Source organism: Sphingobium sp. EM0848 (genome assembly GCF_013375555.1).
Classification (GTDB): Bacteria; Pseudomonadota; Alphaproteobacteria; order Sphingomonadales; family Sphingomonadaceae; genus Sphingobium.
The window spans coordinates 1,957,373-1,975,540 of sequence record NZ_JABXWB010000001.1 but is presented as its reverse complement, the minus strand read 5'-3'; the positions used below and the strand labels follow the sequence as shown (position 1 = coordinate 1,975,540).

At 65.0% G+C, this 18,168-nt stretch carries 17 protein-coding genes; 12 read left to right on the top strand and 5 right to left on the bottom strand.

Annotation, left to right across the window (positions count from 1 at the left end):
• Nucleotides 1-4: 4 nt before the first annotated feature.
• The 3 genes from HUK73_RS09400 to HUK73_RS09390 are packed head-to-tail and all read left to right on the top strand — an operon-like array spanning nt 5 to nt 1,770.
• Nucleotides 5-802, top strand: a complete 798-nt coding sequence (locus HUK73_RS09400) for a VOC family protein (RefSeq protein WP_176591664.1) — start codon at nt 5-7, stop codon at nt 800-802.
• Between the two features lie 12 nt (nt 803-814).
• Nucleotides 815-1,306: a VOC family protein gene (locus HUK73_RS09395; RefSeq protein WP_176591663.1), complete on the top strand. Its 492-nt coding sequence runs from the start codon at nt 815-817 to the stop codon at nt 1,304-1,306.
• The gene (locus HUK73_RS09390) at nt 1,303-1,770 is read left to right on the top strand and encodes an SRPBCC domain-containing protein (RefSeq protein ID WP_176591662.1); all 468 of its coding nucleotides are present in this window, start codon (nt 1,303-1,305) and stop codon (nt 1,768-1,770) included. Before HUK73_RS09395 ends, HUK73_RS09390 begins: the two co-directional genes overlap by 4 nt.
• Before the next feature lie 57 nt (nt 1,771-1,827).
• Here HUK73_RS09390 and HUK73_RS09385 read toward each other — a convergent pair whose 3' ends face one another.
• Complete coding sequence (locus tag HUK73_RS09385; protein ID WP_176591661.1) at nt 1,828-2,994, bottom strand: pyridoxal phosphate-dependent aminotransferase; 1,167 nt, start codon at nt 2,992-2,994, stop codon at nt 1,828-1,830.
• Nucleotides 2,995-3,196: 202 nt separating this feature from the next.
• Between HUK73_RS09385 and ptsP the strand changes: the two genes are divergently transcribed.
• The 9 genes from ptsP to HUK73_RS09340 all read left to right on the top strand — a co-directional run bounded on the left by ptsP (nt 3,197) and on the right by HUK73_RS09340 (nt 14,235).
• Nucleotides 3,197-5,473, top strand: a complete 2,277-nt coding sequence (ptsP, locus tag HUK73_RS09380; protein WP_176591660.1) for a phosphoenolpyruvate--protein phosphotransferase — start codon at nt 3,197-3,199, stop codon at nt 5,471-5,473.
• Nucleotides 5,474-5,553: 80 nt separating this feature from the next.
• Entirely contained in the window at nt 5,554-6,426 is an 873-nt protein-coding gene (locus HUK73_RS09375) for a helix-turn-helix domain-containing protein (RefSeq protein ID WP_176591659.1), read from the top strand.
• A gap of 102 nt (nt 6,427-6,528) precedes the next feature.
• The gene (locus tag HUK73_RS09370) at nt 6,529-7,437 is read left to right on the top strand and encodes a tol-pal system YbgF family protein (protein WP_176591658.1); all 909 of its coding nucleotides are present in this window, start codon (nt 6,529-6,531) and stop codon (nt 7,435-7,437) included.
• 7 nt (nt 7,438-7,444) lie between these two features.
• Entirely contained in the window at nt 7,445-8,389 is a 945-nt protein-coding gene (gene tilS / locus HUK73_RS09365; protein ID WP_176591657.1) for a tRNA lysidine(34) synthetase TilS, read from the top strand.
• A 130-nt stretch (nt 8,390-8,519) separates the two neighbouring features.
• Nucleotides 8,520-8,711, top strand: coding sequence for a hypothetical protein (locus HUK73_RS09360; protein ID WP_176591656.1), 192 nt, complete (start codon nt 8,520-8,522; stop codon nt 8,709-8,711).
• 67 nt (nt 8,712-8,778) lie between these two features.
• Nucleotides 8,779-10,728 carry an ATP-dependent zinc metalloprotease FtsH gene (gene ftsH, locus HUK73_RS09355; protein WP_176591655.1) on the top strand — a complete coding sequence of 650 codons (1,950 nt, stop codon included), beginning with the start codon at nt 8,779-8,781 and terminating at the stop codon, nt 10,726-10,728.
• A 219-nt stretch (nt 10,729-10,947) separates the two neighbouring features.
• Nucleotides 10,948-12,405 (top strand): IMP dehydrogenase, encoded by a 1,458-nt coding sequence (gene guaB / locus HUK73_RS09350; RefSeq protein WP_176591654.1) that lies wholly within the window; start codon nt 10,948-10,950, stop codon nt 12,403-12,405.
• Nucleotides 12,406-12,448: 43 nt separating this feature from the next.
• Entirely contained in the window at nt 12,449-13,624 is a 1,176-nt protein-coding gene (locus tag HUK73_RS09345; RefSeq protein ID WP_176591653.1) for an RsmB/NOP family class I SAM-dependent RNA methyltransferase, read from the top strand.
• A 92-nt stretch (nt 13,625-13,716) separates the two neighbouring features.
• Nucleotides 13,717-14,235 (top strand): tetratricopeptide repeat protein, encoded by a 519-nt coding sequence (locus tag HUK73_RS09340; protein ID WP_176591652.1) that lies wholly within the window; start codon nt 13,717-13,719, stop codon nt 14,233-14,235.
• Nucleotides 14,236-14,332: 97 nt separating this feature from the next.
• On the opposite strand, the gene HUK73_RS09335 is transcribed toward HUK73_RS09340, so the two are convergent.
• From HUK73_RS09335 to HUK73_RS09320, 4 genes are all read right to left on the bottom strand, one after another.
• Nucleotides 14,333-14,779: a hypothetical protein gene (locus tag HUK73_RS09335; RefSeq protein WP_176591651.1), complete on the bottom strand. Its 447-nt coding sequence runs from the start codon at nt 14,777-14,779 to the stop codon at nt 14,333-14,335.
• Nucleotides 14,780-14,907: 128 nt separating this feature from the next.
• Nucleotides 14,908-15,750, bottom strand: coding sequence for a 16S rRNA (adenine(1518)-N(6)/adenine(1519)-N(6))-dimethyltransferase RsmA (gene rsmA / locus HUK73_RS09330; protein ID WP_176591650.1), 843 nt, complete (start codon nt 15,748-15,750; stop codon nt 14,908-14,910).
• A complete protein-coding gene (pdxA, locus tag HUK73_RS09325) occupies nt 15,740-16,765 on the bottom strand; it encodes a 4-hydroxythreonine-4-phosphate dehydrogenase PdxA (protein WP_176591649.1) in 1,026 nt (341 codons plus the stop codon). Before pdxA ends, rsmA begins: the two co-directional genes overlap by 11 nt.
• On the bottom strand, nt 16,743-18,128 hold the full coding sequence (locus tag HUK73_RS09320) for a peptidylprolyl isomerase (RefSeq protein ID WP_176591648.1): 1,386 nt from the start codon (nt 18,126-18,128) through the stop codon (nt 16,743-16,745). Before HUK73_RS09320 ends, pdxA begins: the two co-directional genes overlap by 23 nt.
• Between the last annotated feature and the right edge of the window lie 40 nt (nt 18,129-18,168).

Genomic DNA, 18,168 nt, shown 5'->3' with positions numbered 1-18,168 from the left:
GACGATGACCGATTTGAACGGCAAATTCTTCTGGTACGAACTGATGACCAGTGATCCGGCGGCGGCGCTGGCTTTTTACGGCGATGTCGTCGGCTGGACGGCGCAGGCCTTTGGCGGCGGTCATGACTATCAGGTGATCTCCGGCAGCGCCGGGCCGACGGGCGGGATCATGGCGATTCCGGCGGAGGCCAAGGATTGCGGCATGAGGCCCTGGTGGGGCGGTTATGTCGGGTCGGCGGATGTCGATGCCGATGCGAAGCGGCTGGCTGATGCTGGGGGCAGCGTGAAGCGCGCACCGGAGGATATTCCGGGCGTCGGACGCTTTGCGGTGATGGGCGATCCGGGCGGCGCGGTGTTCATGCTGCTCAAGGGTTCCAGCCCGGAGGGGATGGACGCGCCGTCGCCGATGGCGAATGGGCATATCGGCTGGCATGAACTGTACAGCGGCAATTTCGATGCCGACCTCAGCTTCTACACCTCGCAATTCGGCTGGGGGAAGGGCGAGGCCATGAATATGGGCGAGATGGGGAACTATCAGCTCTTCTCGCAAAGCGGGGCGACGGATTTCCAGAGCATGAGCGGTGGCATCATGGCGTTGCCCAAGGAAATGCATCAGCCCTTGTGGCTCTTCTATTTCGTCGTGCCGGATATTGATGTGGCGACGGAGAAGGTGAAAGCCGGTGGCGGCACGGTGCTGAACGGGCCGATGGAGGTGCCGGGCGGGGCCTGGATCATCCAGGCAACCGATCCGCAGGGCGCGATGTTCGCGCTGGTGGGCATGCGCGCGCCTGAACTGACATAAGGGAGAGGAGCCATGTCCAAGATTTCACCCTGCCTGTGGTTCAACGGGCAGGCGGAGGAAGCTGCGCGCTTCTATGTCTCGATCTTTGGCGGATCGGTGGATTTCGTCAGCCGCTATCCCGAAGGGCAACCCTCGCCCAGCCCGTTCAAGGGCGGAGAGGTGCTGATGGCGGAGTTCACCCTGTTCGGGGACAGCTATCAGGCGCTGAATGGTGGGCCGGAATTCGGCTTTACCGAGGCGATCTCGCTGTCCGTGTCCTGTAAGGATCAGGCGGAGGTTGATCATTATTTCGAGGTGCTGACCGCCGATGGCGGGTCGCCGGGGCCGTGCGGCTGGGTGAAGGACAAATATGGGCTGTCCTGGCAGATCGTGCCGCAGGAGATCATGGACCTCTACAAGACCGGCAACGGTCCCGGCATCCAGCGGATGATGGCGGTGATGATGACCATGCAGAAGCTGGACGCAGCCAGGATGAAGGCGGCCTTCGAGGGAGAAGCGGCATGAGCGGCACGGAGTTCGAACTGTCGGTGACATGCCACATCGCCGCCCCGCGCGAGATTGTGTGGAAGGTGTGGACCGACCTGAAGGGCGAATGGTTCTGTCCCAAGCCCTGGCGGGCCGAGGTCGTCGAGGAGGATCTGCGGCCCGGCGGGCGCAGTGCTGTCCGCATGATCGGCCCCAATGGCGAGGACACCGGGCCGATGGAGGGCGTGATCCTGGAGGTGGTGCCGATGGAGAAGGTGGTGACTACCGACGCCTATGCGTCCGGTTGGGTGCCGCAAACGCCCTTCATGACCGCGATCTGGCACTTTGCCGATGAGGGGGAGGGGACGCGCTTTACCGGGACCGCCCGGCATTGGAATGCCGAAGCGCTGGAGAAGCATAAGGAAATGGGTTTCCATCCCGGCTGGGACCAGATGGCGGAGCAGTTCAAGGCGCTTTGCGAGACATCGGCGGCGAGCGCATGAAAGACTATGGGCGCCCGGATGACCGGGCGCCCATTTCGCTGGGGGGAAGAGGGCCGATCAGGCCTTGGTGATTTTCTCCACGGCTGAGCGGAACTTGGCCATATCGTCCGCCGAACCGACGGTGACGCGCGAGACGGTAGGCCAGATCGGCCAGGCGCGGCCGATCTGCACCTTTTCAGGCGTGGCGAGAAGGGCCGCCTGCATGTCCTTGGCGGGTTTCTTCCAGTTCATCATGAACATATTGGCCTGACTGCCGGGCTGAACCTCAATGCCCTTCCTGGTGAGCCAGGCGATGGTTTCCTCGCGATTGGCGATCATTTCCTGGCGGCGGGCCTTGATGAGGCCCGTTTCGGGATAGACCGCCGTGCCGCAGGCCATGGCGGTGATCGACAGGCCGCCGGCCGTGGGACCGAAAAGGCCGATGCGCTTCTGGATTTCGGGGTCCGCGAAGGTCAGGCCTAGCCGCACGCCCGCCATGCCGAACAGCTTCGAGAAGGTCCGCATGACGATCAGGTCGCTGCGGCCCGCCACCAGTTTCGCCGCGCTCGGCGCTTCGGAAAAGTGGATATAGGCTTCGTCGATCAGCAGGATCGAATCCCTGGGCTTGTTGGCGAGCAGCCATTCGATGTCGGCCAGCGGCGTGACGGTGCCGGTCGGGTTGTTTGGCGAGCAGATATAATAAAGCCCGGCATTGGGATTGGCGGCCAGCATCGCCTTCACGTCATGCCCCTTGCCGACCGCTTGTGGCGCCTTGGCGATGGGGGCGCCCAGATAATCGGCGGTGCGCCAGGCGGATTCGAAGGTCGGGTCGGCGGTGACGAGGCCTTTGGTGGGCGAGCAATAGGCCGCGACCGTGCTGACCAGCGGACCGCCCGAACCGGGCCAGAGCATGATGTGCGATTCAGGGATGCCCTCGACCTTCGCCACGGTCGATATCAGGTCGCCCCGATAATTGTCGGGGTCGTACCAGTTGCCGAGCGCGGCGGCCTTCGCAGCGGCCTGCACGCCGGGTTCGAACGGCCCGGTCCAGCATTCATTGGACCCGATGCGGACGGCGCCCTTGATGCCGCGCGCGGCCTGCTGCTGGGCAAGGGCGGGTTGGACCAGCAGCGACTGGGCCGCTGCCCCGGCGGCCATCAGGGCCGAGATCTTGCCGATGGTCCGGCGGGAATAGCCGCGTTCGAGCAGATCTTCGCGGGCGTCCTTTTCCAATAGCATGGTCATGTCTGTTCCCTTTGTTGCGCATATTCCGAGAGGGGAAACGAAGGGGCGCGCATATTTCCACAATGCGGCGTTGCTGATTTTTGACATTTTATGCCGCTGGCGGTGGTCGGGCCGTCCGGGCCATGGCGATGCGCACAAAATCCACAGGAACCGCGCATATTCGCCTTGGAAAGCGGGGGTGCGATCTGTTAGCGCTTCATTCATGCCCAGCACGCCCGCCGCAGCCGCCCGCCAGATACTCATCCGCTTGCAGGAGGTGATGGCCGCGCGAACCAGCGCGCAGGCGAAGCTGAACAAGGTGGTCGAAATCATCGGCGAATCCCTGTCGAGCGAGGTCTGCTCCATCTATCTGGTGCGTGAGGGCGTGCTGGAGCTGTTCGCGACCCGAGGGTTGAAGCAGGAGGCGGTGCACGTCACCCGCATGGCGATGGGCGAGGGGTTGGTCGGCACCATCGCCGCCAATGTCGAGACGCTGAACCTGGATGAAGCCGCCTCGCACCCCGACTATGCCTATCGCCCAGAAACGGGGGAGGAACTGTTCCACAGTTTTGCCGGCGTGCCGATTGTACGGCGCGAGCGGGCCATCGGCGTCCTATGCGTGCAGCATGTGGAACCCCGCCGTTATGAGGAGGTCGAGATCGAGGCGCTTCAGACCGTGGCGATGGTGATGTCCGAACTGATCGCCAATGCCGAACTGGCTGATGACGGTCCGCTGGACAGCCGGGTGCAGGATACGGGTTCCACGGTTCTGCACGGGCTGCAACTCGTCATGGGCATGGCGGGGGGGCATGCGGTGTTCCACCAGCCGCGCGTCCATATCGAGCATACCGTGGCCGAAGATACGGAGGCCGAACGCCAGCGCGTCATTTCCGCCTTCACCAAGATGCGCGAACAGATCGACCGCATGACCGGCGCGGCCGAATTCGGCACCGAGGGCGAACATCAGGAGGTGCTCGAAACCTACAAGATGTTCGCCTATGATGAGGGGTGGGCGCGGCGCATCAACGAGGCCATCGACAGCGGCCTGACCGCGGAGGCCGCCATCGAGCGCGTGCAGCAGCGCACCCGGATGCGCATGCGGCAGATTGACGACCCGCTGCTTCAGGACCGGATGCACGATCTGGAGGATATGGCGAACCGGCTGCTGCGGATCGTCTCGGGACAGTTGGGGACGGCGGCGCAGCTTGGTCTGCGGCAGGATGCGATCCTGATCGCGCGCAATCTGGGGCCGGCGGAGCTGCTGGAATATGACCGGCGGCGGCTGAAGGGCGTCATCCTCGAAGAAGGGTCGCTGACCGCCCATGTCACCATCGTCGCGCGTGCTATGGGCGTGCCGGTGCTGGGCCGCGTGCGCGATATCCGCCATCAGGTGAATGAGGGCGACATGATCCTGATGGATGTGGCCGCCAATAATCTGCTGATCCGACCGACGCCCGACATGGAAGAGGCGTTCGAGAACAAGCTGCATGTGACGCAGAAGCGCCGGGCCGAATTCGCGGCGATGCGCGACTTGCCGTCTGTCACCACGGACGGTCAGCGGATCGAGCTGATGGTGAATGCGGGACTGCGTGAGGATGCGCAGGCGCTGGATATTGTCGGGGCCGACGGTATCGGCCTGTTCCGTACCGAGTTCCAGTTCCTCGTTTCCGCCACCCTGCCGCAGCGGGAAAAGCAGCAGCGGCTTTATCGCGACGTGCTGGATGCGGCAGGCGACCGGCCGGTCATCTTCCGCACGGTCGATATCGGCGGCGACAAGGCGCTGCCCTATATGCAGCGCGACGATGACGAGGAACTGGAGGATAATCCGGCGATGGGCTGGCGCGCCCTGCGGCTGGCGCTCGACCGCGACGGGTTGATGAAGGCGCAGGCCCGCGCCTTGCTGGAGGCGGCGGCGGGCAAGGTGTTGCACGTCATGTTCCCGATGGTGTCGGAACCCTGGGAATATGAGCAGGCGCGCGCACTGGTCGAACATCAGCGGCAGTGGCTGGCGTCGCAGAAGAAGAAGCTGCCGGTGGCGGTGCGCTATGGCGCGATGCTGGAGGTGCCTGCGCTGGCCGAGGTGCTGGACCTGCTGTTGCCACGGCTGGATTTCCTGTCCATCGGCACCAACGACCTGACCCAGTTCCTGTTTGCCGCCGACCGCGCGCATCCCAAGCTGGCGGAGCGCTATGACTGGCTGAGCATCGCGATCCTGCGTTTCCTGGACCGGGTGGTGCGGGCTTGCGAAGCCTATGAAGTGCCGGTCGGCGTCTGCGGAGAAATGGGCGGGCGCACGCTGGAGGCGATGGCGCTGGTCGGCCTTGGCGTGCGGCGGCTGTCGATCACGCCGGCCTCGGTCGGGCCGGTCAAGGCGATGATCCGCTCCATCGATGTGGCGGAACTGCGCGCGATGATGCGCGAACTGCTGGACAAGGGCGTCATCGATATGCGCTCGGCGCTGACCGAATGGGCCGGTGAACGGGGTATCGAATTGAATTAACGCGATTGACGCGCGCTTTTCCGCCTGAACGGGTGGCAAGCGGCGTTGACAATCCCCGTCCCGGAATGAGACAGAGCAGCATGGCAGAAGAAGTCGAACAGGAACCCGGCGTCGCGGCGCCGGAACGGCTGGGTACTCCGGGCGCGCGGTTGCGCGCGGCGCGGGAGGCGCAGGGGCTGTCGATACAGGATGTGGCGACCCGCACCCGCATTGCCCAGCGGCAGTTGGAGGCGATTGAGCGCGACGATTACGCCGCTCTGCCGGGTATTCCCTATGCGGTCGGTTTCGCCCGTGCCTATGCGCGCGCTATCGACGTGGATGAGGTGGACATTGCCGCCGATGTGCGCAACGCCGTCCACAATTCGGATTTGGGCGCGAACCGTTATGAGGCGTTCGAGCCGGCCGATCCGGCGCGGGTGCCGTCGCGCATGCTGGCCTGGACGGCGGCGGCGATCGTGGTGATCCTGGTGGCGGGCTTCGCGGTGTGGCGGACGCAGGTGATGACCCCGCCGACGACGGATCAAATCGCGGCGCAACAGGCTGCACCGGCCCCCGCCGCAACCAAGCCCGCAGCGGGTGCGCATCCTGCCGCGCCGGTGGTGCAGACGGTGGTGTTCACCGCCAATGACGATGTGTGGCTGCGCATCTATGATGAGACGGGTGAGCGGCTGAAGGACGGCCTGATGAAGAAGGGGGAGAGCTTCACCCTGCCGGGCAATGCGCATAATCCGATGATCCTGACCGGGCGCCCGCAGGCGCTGACCGTGACGGTTGGCGGCAAGCCCATCGCGCCGCTGGGGCCACCGGATCGCACCATATCCGATGTGCCGGTCAATGCCGAAGCGCTGCTGGCCCGCGCCGCGCCCGCGCCTCAGGCTGGGGCGACGCCCGCCGTGCCTGCCGCCGCACCGGCGCCGGCCGTTCAGGCGCCCGTGTCTGCCGCCGGCAACTGAAGCGACAAGGGGGACGCTTCGACGCCAGGCCGTTAACGTCGCGCTTTACCGCGCGAAATCTCGCCCTATGGTTAAGGGCGAATATCTAAGTCGGGGATTATCATGCGTAACGCCTTTCTTGCGAGCCCATTGGCGCTGGGGGCGCCTGTGCTGCTCGCTCTTGCTTCGCCGGTAGCGGCCCAGAATGTCGGCATCGATGTGCGGGTGGACCGGCTGGAAAAGGAAATGCGCGCAGTCCAGCGCAAGGTGTTTCCGGCTGGCGCCCCGCTGGAGGCGGAGATCACCCGCCCGGCAGCGCCTGCGGTCGTGCCGGGCTCGCCCAGTTCCACGCCGGTGGCCGACCTGACGGCGCGGGTGAATGCGCTGGAATCGCAGCTCGCCTCCGTCACCGGGCAGGTCGAGAAAAACAGCTTCAAGCTCAAGCAGTTGGAAGAGGCGTTCAACCGCTATAAGGCCGAACAGGAAAGCCGCGCCGCGCAGGTGGTGGTGCCGCCGGCCGTGCGTCCCGCCGATCCCGCGCCTGCTGCGACCCGGCCGGCCGCGCCGAAGCCCGCCGCCAATGGCGCGAGCGAGGAACGCAAGGCCGCTGTGGCCGGGATCGAGCGGCCCTCCACCGGCAATGAGGCGGACGACGCCTATACTTATGGTTTCCGCCTGTGGGGCGCGAAATTCTATCCCGAGGCGCAGGCGCAGCTCAAATCGACCGTCGACAAATATGGCAGCAGCCCGGTCGCGAGCAAGGCGGCGAACCTGCTGGGCCGCGCCTATCTGGACGATGGCAAGCCCGCGCTGGCGTCGGTCGCCTTCTACGAAAATTACCAGAAGCGGCCCAAGGGCGATCGCGCGGCCGACAGCCTTGCCTATCTGGGTGAGGCGCTGATCCAGCTCAAGAAACCCGCCGATGCCTGCAAGGTCTATTCGGAACTGGAGCAGGTCTATGGCGCGAGCCTGTCGGCCAGCCTGCGTGGGATGATGGACAAGGGCCGCGCCAGGGCAAAGTGCAGCGCCTGACGCCCCCATGGCTGAAGGCGATCTTCAGGCGCATCTGAAGCAGGCGATCGAGGCGCTGGTGGAGAATGCCGCCAGCGCCCGTTTCGGTGTCGCGGTTTCGGGCGGGCCGGACAGCATGGCACTGCTGGATCTGATGGCGCAGGCTTTTCCGGGACGGGTCGAGGCGGCGACCGTCGATCATGGCTTGCGCGAAGCCTCCGCTGCCGAAGCGGCGATGGTGGCGGACTGGTGCGCGGCGGCGGGTATTGCCCATGCGACCCTGCATCCCAATGGAGCGGTGCGCGGCAATGTGCAAAGCTGGGCGCGGGCGCAGCGCTATGCCCTGTTGGAAGGCTGGCGGATCGAGCGTGGGCTGGACTGGCTGTTGACCGCGCATCACGCCGATGATCAGTTGGAAACGCTGCTGATGCGGCTCAACCGGGGGGCGGGGGTGAGCGGTCTTGCGGGCGTGCGGGCGCGGCAGGGTGTCGTGCTGCGGCCCTTGCTCGGGGTGCGCAAGGCGGCGTTGCGCGACTATGTGGAAGAACGAAGCCTGCCGCATGCGGACGACCCGTCGAACAGCGATCCGCGCTTTGACCGGGCGGTGATGCGCGCCACGCTGGCCGGGGTGGACTGGATCGACGTGGCGGCGGCGGGCCGGAGTGCGGCGGCACTGGCCGAGGTCGGGGATGCGCTGGATTGGATCGTCGACGGGCTGGAGGTGAGCCATGTCCGTGCCGACGACAAGGGGCTGGTGCTGGACCGGACGGACCTGCCGCGTGAATTGCTCCGCCGCCTGTTGTTGCGCATGGTGGCGCGCCTCCAGCCCGATGCCGCGCCACCCCGGGGTGAGGCGATCGACCGGCTGATCGCGGCGGCCCGAGAGGGCGGGCAGGCGAGCATTGGGCGGGCCTTGCTGAAGGGTGGGCCATGCTGGACGATGAAGCTCGCGCCGCCGCGTCGCTGGCAGTAAGGTCGTTACGCAAAGGTTCCACGGCCCGGCGCATGACTCGCCCATTTTGTCGAATTGATCGTGCGCAATGATCTTTCCTTAACGCCCTCGCTGTTTAATGGAGGCTGTTGAGCGTGGGAATTTTCGATTCATGATGGAATTTGCGGCACTGACTTATGGTCTTCTGGCCAGTGTCATCCTTTCGGCGGCCCAGCGCAATCGCCGGCTGGCGCGGCCTCATCCGCCGATGCTGCTGTGTACGGGCTATATATTATGTGGCCTTTCGGCGGGGATCGCCGTGATTCTGGCCTATATTGCCCTGTCGCAATTTGTCAGCGGTTAAGGTTGCGCGCGGCGCGCTTGCGATTTTACTGCGGCATCCTATCTTGCCGGGTGAAAGAGAGTGGTGAATGAACGACGAGAAAGACCCGCAGGGTAATCCCTGGATCAAGAGCGCGATGATTTGGGCCGGGGTGATTGTCGCCCTGCTCCTCTTCGTGTCGATGTTCGACAGCCGCACGGCGTCGACGGCGGGGACCGGCATTGCCTATTCGGAATTCCGCGCCAAGGTGCAGGAAGGGCAGGTCAAGGACGTCGCCATCGCCACGGACCGGATTTCCGGCACGCTGTCGAGCGGGCAGAAATTCAGCACCGTGCCCGTGAACGATCCGGGCCTGACCGGTCTGCTGGACGACTATAATGTCAAATATTCCGGCCAGGCGGAGGAGCAGCCGAGCTTCTGGATGATCCTGATCTACCAGTCGCTGCCGTTCCTGCTGATCCTGGGCATCGCCTTCTTCGTGCTGCGCCAGATGCAGAAGAGCGGCGGCGCGGGCGGCGCCATGGGCTTTGGCAAGTCCAAGGCCAAGCTGCTGACCGAAAAGCATGGCAAGGTGACCTTCGATGACGTCGCGGGCATCGATGAAGCGCGCGAGGAATTGCAGGAAATCGTCGAGTTCCTGAAGGACCCGAGCAAATTTGCGCGACTGGGCGGCAAGATCCCCAAGGGCGCGCTGCTGGTCGGCTCGCCGGGTACGGGCAAGACGCTGCTGGCCCGCGCGATCGCGGGTGAGGCGGGCGTGCCCTTCTTCACCATTTCGGGTTCGGACTTTGTCGAGATGTTCGTCGGCGTCGGCGCGAGCCGCGTGCGCGACATGTTCGAGCAGGCGAAGAAGAACGCGCCCTGCATCGTCTTCATCGACGAAATCGATGCGGTCGGCCGTCATCGTGGCGCGGGCCTGGGCAACGGCAATGACGAGCGCGAGCAGACGCTGAACCAGCTTCTGGTCGAGATGGACGGTTTCGAGGCGAATGAGGGCATCATCATCGTCGCGGCGACCAACCGTCCCGACGTGCTGGACCCTGCGCTGCTGCGTCCGGGCCGCTTTGACCGTCAGGTCGTGGTGCCGCGCCCGGATATCGAGGGCCGCGAGAAGATTCTGGCCGTGCACATGAAGAAGGTGCCGCTGGCGCCGGACGTCAATCCGCGCACTATCGCGCGCGGCACGCCCGGTTTCTCGGGTGCTGATCTGGCCAACCTCGTCAATGAGGCGGCTTTGATGGCCGCTCGCCGGGGCAAGCGTCTGGTTGCCATGGATGAGTTCGAGGCGGCCAAGGACAAGGTCATGATGGGCAGCGAGCGCCGCTCCATGGTCATGACCGACGATGAGAAGAAGATGACCGCCTATCATGAGGCGGGCCATGCCATCGTTGCGGTCCATGAACCGGCGTCCGACCCGATCCACAAGGCGACGATCATCCCGCGCGGCCGTGCGCTGGGCATGGTGATGCGCCTGCCGGAACGGGACAGCTATTCCTATCACCGCGACAAGATGCATGCGAACATGGCCGTCGCCATGGGCGGCCGCGTCGCCGAAGAGATCATCTTCGGTTACGACAAGGTGTCGTCGGGCGCTTCGGGTGATATCCAGTACGCGACCAAGCTGGCGCGCGACATGGTCACGCAATGGGGCATGTCGGACAAGCTGGGTCCGCTGCAATATGAGGAGCAGCAGGGCGAAACCTTCCTCGGCTATTCGCAGAGCCAGCGCGTCCATATGTCGGACGAGACGGCGAAGCTGATCGACAAGGAAATTCGCGGGCTGGTGGAGCAGGGCTACTCCCGCGCGCAGGAAATCCTGAAGGGCCATGAGGATCAACTGCACCTGCTCGCCAATGCGATGCTGGAATATGAGACGCTGAGTGGCGACGAGATCAAGACGCTGCTCGACAAGGGTGAGATCACCCGCGACGACGGCACGACGATCAAGCCATCGGTCATTCCGGCGGTAGGGTCCTCGATCCCCAAGACGCGGCGACGCAAGGGGCCGTTTGGCGATCCGACGCCAGCCGGGGCCTGAGGCGAGCGCAAATGATGCAAAAAAGGGGCGCTGCCGGAAGGTGGCGCCCTTTTTGGCTTGAGCGGGAGGAGTATGATCCCTTCATTTCCGATGCCCCCAAGCCGCTACGCAATAAAATGACGGGAGGGGACTGGTCGTTTTCGTGCTTAATGGTTACATGGGCCGCCACAAATCCCCAGCGGCCTGCCCCCGGCCCGCGCAGTAGAAAGTGGCTTTCACATGGATATCCGCCTCGGCCTCACCTTCGACGACGTGCTTTTGCAGCCCGCCGAATCCGATGTGCTGCCCAGCCAGGCAGACACCAGCACCCATGTGACGCGGGAGATCAAGCTTAATATCCCGATCCTGTCGTCCGCCATGGACACGGTGACGGAGGCTGACATGGCCATCGTCATGGCGCAACTGGGCGGGATCGGCGTGCTGCACCGCAACCTGTCGGTTGAGGAGCAGGCGGACGCGGTGCGCGCGGTCAAGCGTTTCGAAAGCGGCATGGTGGTCAATCCCATCACCATCCTGCCCAGCGCCACGCTGGCCGATGCGCAGATGCTGATGCAGCGCCACAAGATCAGCGGCATTCCCGTGGTCGAATCCTCCGGCAAGCTGGTCGGCATCCTCACCAACCGCGATGTGCGCTTTGCCGAAAATCCGTCGCAGCCGGTCAGCGAGCTGATGACGAAGGACAATCTTGCCACGGTGAAGGCGGGCGTCGGCCAGGACGAGGCCATGCGCCTGCTGCACCAGCGCCGGATCGAAAAGCTGCTGGTGGTGGACGACAGCTATCATTGCGTGGGGCTCATCACCGTCAAGGATATCGAGAAGGCCGTCACCTATCCGCAGGCGACCAAGGACGCGTCGGGCCGCCTGCGCGTCGCGGCGGCGTCGACCGTGGGTGACAAGGGGCTGGAGCGCAGCAAGGCGCTGATCGACGCGGAATGCGATCTGATCGTCATCGACACTGCCCATGGTCACAGCAAGCAGGTCGCCGTCGCGGTCGAGGCGGTCAAGAAGCTGTCCAACCATGTTCAGGTGGTCGCGGGCAATGTCGCCACCGCCGAGGCCACCAAGGCGCTGATCGACGCAGGCGCGGATTGCGTGAAGGTCGGCATCGGGCCGGGGTCGATCTGCACCACCCGCGTGGTGGCGGGCGTCGGTGTGCCTCAGCTTACCGCCGTCATGGATTCGGCCAATGAAGCCGCCAAGCAGGGCGTGCCGGTGATCGCCGATGGCGGCCTGCGGACCTCGGGCGATGTGGCGAAGGCGCTGGCGGCGGGTGCCGGCTGCGTCATGGTCGGATCGCTGCTGGCGGGCACGGCGGAAGCGCCGGGCGAAACCTTCCTCTATCAGGGGCGAGCCTATAAGAGCTATCGCGGCATGGGCAGCGTCGGCGCCATGGCGCGGGGGTCTGCGGACCGCTATTTCCAGGCGGACATCAAGGACCAGATGAAGCTGGTGCCCGAGGGTATTGAGGGCCAGGTGCCGTTCAAGGGACCGGCCAAGGACGTCATCCACCAGCTGGTCGGCGGCGTGAAGGCAGCGATGGGCTATACTGGCAGCCGCACGATCAAGGATCTTCAGGAACGGGCCCGTTTCGTTCAGATCACTAATGCTGGGCTTTCGGAAAGCCATGTGCATGACGTGACGATCACCCGCGAAGCGCCCAATTATCCGACGCGCTGAGGCCCCTTGATTCCCCTCCCTCCTGGGGAGGGGGGAGTGAATTATGACCCCATCCGCTCGTGTCCAGGCTGCCGTCGAACTGCTGGACGCCATCATCGCGTCGGCACGGGATGGCGGCCCGGCGGCGGACACGCTGATCGCGCGCTATTTCAAGGAGCGGCGCTATGCCGGGTCGCGCGACCGGCGGGCGGTGCGCGACCATGTCTATGACGCGGTGCGCCGGGTCGCCGAACGGCCCGATAGTGGCCGGGCGGCGATGGTCGGTCTGGCCCGCGAGCGGGTGGAACTGGCCGCGCTGTTCGACGGAACGACGCATGGACCGGCCCCCATTTCCGATGGAGAGGCGGGCGCACCGGCCGGTGTCGTGCCGGGCTGGATCGAGCCGTTGCTGGCCGGGCCGGTGGAGCGCGAGGCGCTGTTGGGCCGTGCGCCGGTCGATCTGCGCGTCAATCGGCTGAAGGCAGAGCCGGGCATGGTGGCGCCGGCCTATCCGCAAGCCCTGCGCCTGCCCGGCCTGCCCGATGCGCTGCGCTTGCCGGAGGGCGCGCCCGTCGAACAGAGCGAGCCGTGGAAACAGGGGCTGGTCGAGGTGCAGGACGCCGGGAGCCAGCTCATTTCGGCCGCCTGCGCGGTGCAGCCGGGCATGACCGTCATCGATCTCTGCGCCGGAGCGGGCGGCAAGACCCTGGCTCTGGCGGCGGCGATGGCGGGCAAGGGCACGCTGATTGCGGCGGACACGATCCGTTCGCGGCTGGCGCGGCTCGACCCGCGCGCGGAGCGGGCGGGGGCGACCTTCATCGAGACGCTGTTGCTCGATCAGGGACATGAGGCGAATGCGCTGGAGAGTCTGGCGGGCCGTGCCGATGTGGTGCTGGTCGATGCGCCCTGTTCGGGCACCGGGACATGGCGGCGCAACCCGGAGGCGCGCTGGCGGCTGACTCCCGCGCGGCTCGACCGGCTGGTGGCGGAACAGGCGCGAATCCTTGATTTTGCGGCACCCTTGCTGGCACCGGGAGGCATATTGGTCTATGCTACCTGTGCGCTGACAGACCGGGAGGGGCGGGATCAGGTGCGGGCATTTCTGGCACGGCATGATGGATGGACCGTGGAACGGATCGAGGCGCCGATGGGTCGCGCCCATGGCGACGGGCTGCTGCTGACACCCGGCCATGACGGCACCGACGGTTTCTATTTCGCGCGCCTGCGCCGGGCCGCTTGAAAGAGTCGATGGACAAGCGGGCGCAAAATCGCGACACTCGCCCCCCTGGATTTGAGCCGGAATCAATGCCTGAAACATGGCTGGAGTTGTGCATGCGTTTTACCCCTGCTTCGATTGCCTTGGCTGTCCTGTTGACCACCGTTTCCAGCGCGGGTCTGTCGCAGCGGCCGGATTCGCAGATTTCGCCGCTGTCGATCGAATGGCAGAAGGCCGGTGAGGCAGCGCGGAAGGCGGGCAATTATCCGGCGGCGAATGACGCACTGGAAAGCGCGCTCGCGGTCGATCCGCGCAATCGCACGGCCTATATCGAACTGGCCGAAGTGGCGCGGGCGCAGGGCCTGCAGGGCAAGGCGATTCGCCTCTATCGGGAGGCGCTGACGCTGGAGCCGAATGATCTGACCGCGCTGGTCGGGCAGGGCGAAGCGATGGTCGAGAAGGGCGCGATCGCCAAGGCAAAGGAAAATCTGGCTCAGGCGCAGAGCCTGTGCAAGTCCAACTGCGCATTGGTGGGGCAACTGGCCGCCGTCATCGCGAAGGGGCCGCCCGCAACGGTGCTGAGCGCCAAGGACAAGGTGCCCGCGCCCAAGACCACGGAAACCGAGACGCCTTGACGGGTTTGGGCTGCGGCGAGTTTCGACCAGTTGTTGCCCAAATCACTCAACCGTAAGAACCCCAAGAGCAGACCGTTGGGCCTACTTGCACCGGCCCTCAGGAGCACGGCTTCGTCGGAAACACTGGCGTTGCACCGGAATGCAACCGTGCGAAGATAACCTGATCTGGCTTCGGCAGTTGTTCCAAAATCGCAATGCTGTTGTCGGGATAGTGTACCATTGAATCGGCTTGGGCTTGGGCTTGGGCGCTGGCACGCATGGCCAGCACCATCCGATTTTTGTCGAACGGCTCTGCATATGCTGCATCTGCCAGTTCCTTATACGTGGCTCGAATTGCCGCGACATTGGGTGACACGGTTGTTCTCGCGCGCCGGGTGCTCTCAATCATAATTTTGATAGCTTTTTCGGAATAGCATTGCGTCCGATAGCGTTGTGCCATTCTGCCAAGCTCGCTCTCCAGCGCCTCTCCGCCTGCGGGGGGTGGCGCGGGTACGGGGGGCATCTGATATTGAGCTACCATAGCAAACAGTAAAAGAGACTTCATTATCGGCTCCTCCCAAGCTCAACTCACACACCAAAGCGGGAGATAACGGAAAAAGGTCAACGTCTGCTTTCATTTTGGTGCGTGACCAAACCCGCCTGACCGCTATCCACCCATTTCACACCTGAGGTTTAAGGGCGCCCCATCACCCTTGCTACTTCGACAAATTCCTCGACACTGACGGTTTCGGCGCGGCGTTGCGGGTCGATGCCGACCGCATCCAGCGCATCCAGCGCACCGGGCAGGCCCTTCAGGCTCTGACGCAGCATCTTGCGGCGCTGGCCGAAGGCGGCGGCGGTCAGCCGTTCGAGATGCTTCAGTTGCACGCCTTCGGGAGCGGGTTTGGGCGTGATGTGGACGACCGCCGACATGACCTTCGGAGGCGGGGTGAAGGCGCTGCGGTGCACCTTCATCGCGATGCGGGCGTCGCTGCGCCATTGGGCGAGTACGGCCAGACGGCCATAATGGTCGCCGCCGGGCCTGGCGACGATGCGTTCGGCGACCTCCATCTGGAACATCAGCGTCAGGGTCGACCACCAGGGGAGCGGCGTCCATTCCGCCGAAAGCCAGCCGATGAGCAGCGCGGTGCCGACATTATAGGGCAGGTTCGCGATGATATGCGCGCCTTCGCCCGCTTCGGTGCGGGCGTCGACCTGCATGGCGTCGCCGGAAATGACGCGGAGTTGATCGGGGAAGGCTTCGGAGAGTTCAGCCAAGGCGGGGAGGCAGCGATGGTCGCGTTCAACCGCGACCAGCTTCGCTCCCGCACGCAGGATCGCGCGGGTCAGGCCACCGGGACCGGGCCCGACTTCGAAGGCGGGCTGGTCCTTCAGGGTGCCGGGGATAGCGGCGATCCGGTCCAGCAATTGCTCGTCGAGCAGGAAATTCTGTCCGAGCGCCTTGCTCGCCTGAAGCCCGTGGGCGGCGATGACTTCTCTTAGCGGCGGGAGTTTGGGGTGGAGTTCAGCAGCCATGAGTGAGCCGGGCGCGGGCGGCCTCGGCGGCCATCTTGATCGCGGCCATCATCGCGCCGGGATTGGCGCTGTCCTTGCCGGCTATGCCGAAGGCCGTGCCATGGTCGGGCGAGGTGCGCACGATGGGGAGGCCGAGTGTGATGTTGACGCCTTCATCGAAATTCAGCGTCTTGATCGGGATCAGCGCCTGATCGTGATACATGCAGAGCGCGGCGTCATAGGTTTCGCGGGCGCGGGCGTGGAACAGCGTGTCGGCGGCGAGCGGGCCGCTGATGTCATAACCCTCCGCCTGCAGCGATTCCACGGCGGGCCGGATGATGTCGATTTCCTCCCGGCCCAGTGCGCCGCCCTCGCCTGCATGGGGGTTGAGGCCGGCGACGACCAGGCGCGGGCGGCCGATGCCGAAATTGCGCTGAAGCCCCCTGGCCGTGGTGATGGCGCGAGCGCGGATCAGGTCTACGGTCAGGACCGAGGGCACATCGGCCAGCGGGATATGGATGGTGATCGGCACGACCTTGAGCGACGGTCCGGCCAGCATCATCACCGCATTATGCGGGGCGACGCCGCAGCGTTCGGCAATGAATTCGGTTTGCCCAGGATGGGTGAAGCCCACGCCGTAAAGCTGTTCCTTGCCCACTGGCGCGGTGACGATTCCTGCCGCAGAGCCGGTGCGGGCGAGTCCGACCGCAGCCTCCAGCGCCTGAAAAGCCGCGCGTGCCCCATCGATGCTGGGCATGCCGGGGACGATCTCCCCGGCATCCGCGACCTGCAGGCAGGGGAGGGCCCTGTCGAACATCGTGGCGGCTTCTTCGGGCGAACTGACCGTCTCAACCGGGCCGGTCCAGACCGCGCGCAGCGTCGCCGCGTCGCCTACCGCGAAGAAGGGCGGCAGGCCGCGTGCCTCACGCATGACCCAGCTTTTGGCGACGATTTCCGGGCCTATGCCTGCCGGATCGCCGAGCGACACGGCGAAAGGCGGCATGTCCACCGGATCAGTTATAGTCGATGACGGCATCGCGGCGGAGGTCGCGCAGATAGATGCGCGCGCGCTTGTTGACCCGTTCTTCCTCCATCTGCGCCATGATCTGCTCGGCATTGGGCGCGGCGGCGGAACTGGCTTCGTCGCGGCCGCAGACGACCAGGACGCGCACGCCGTCGGTGATCGAGCCGAAGGGCGGCGTCGCCTCACCCACCTGGAGGTTGAGCAGGATGTCCTGCAATTGCGGCGGCAGGTCGCGCAGCTTCACATTGTCGTTGTCGACCACATCTGCGCCCATTTTCGCGCCCAGCTCATTGGCCAGACCGCAGCCCTTGATCGCCTTGGTCTGGGCGGCGAAGGCGGCCGCCTTCGCGCTGGCCTGTTCCTTGGTGGTGCCGGCGGGGAAGCTGACGGACAACTGCTTGAGGCTGAGCAGCGCATCGCGCGGGTCGGCGGTCAGCACCTTGCGCTTGTCCATGACATAGATCAGCGAAACGCCGCCGGGCACGCTGATGGGACCGGCGATCTGGCCGACCTGCATTTCGGCCGCCGCATGGGCCAGTTCGTCGGGAAGCTGGGCGGGACGGACCCAGCCCAGATCGCCGCCGACCGCCGCGGTGGACGCTTCGGAGAATTGCCGCGCATAGGCCGCGAAACTGCCGCCCTGCTTGATCTGTTCGATGATGTTGCGCGCGTTGGCGATGATCTGCTGCTGGTTTTCCGGGGTAGCCGACAGGTAGATTTCACCGATGCGAAATTCGTCGCTGCCCTTGGCCGCGTTCATGCGATCCACGACCGCCTTCACCTCATCCTCCGACACGTTGACGAAGGGCTGGATGTTGCGGCGGAGCAGGCGGCTCCAGGCCAGTTCGCCCTCGATCTGGCGCTTGATGCTGGCGGCGGACGACCCCTGCTGGCGCAGATATTGGTCGAACTGGGCGGGCGACTGGCGGAAATTGGCCGCGACCCGCTCATAGCTCTGTTCGATTTCGGCCTTGTCGACCTTGATGTCGTTGGCGGCGGCTTCCTGAATCTGAAGCGTCTCGTCGATCAGGTTGCGCAGCACCTGCACGCGCAGCCGTTCCTTTTCCTCGTCGGACACCTTGCCGCCATTGGCGGTGATGATGAGCGCCAGACGCTGGTCGACATCGGTGCCGGTGATGATGCGGCCGTTGACGATGGCCGTTGCCTTGCGGACATTGGGGTCGCTCTTGCCGAAGACGGTGACGTCCTTGGGCAGGTTGAGCTGCTGGGTCGCGACGGAGTCATCGTCATTGACCGTTTGGGCAGCGGCGCCAGTCACCCCTGTCGCCAGAAGGGCGGAGGACAGGAGCAGGGTGCGCAGGCCCTTGGCGGCCATGCTGCCAATGCGGGAAAACGGGAAAACGACAGGCTGCATCGTCGACAAAACTCTCCAATCGGTTCGACGCGAGATGCGC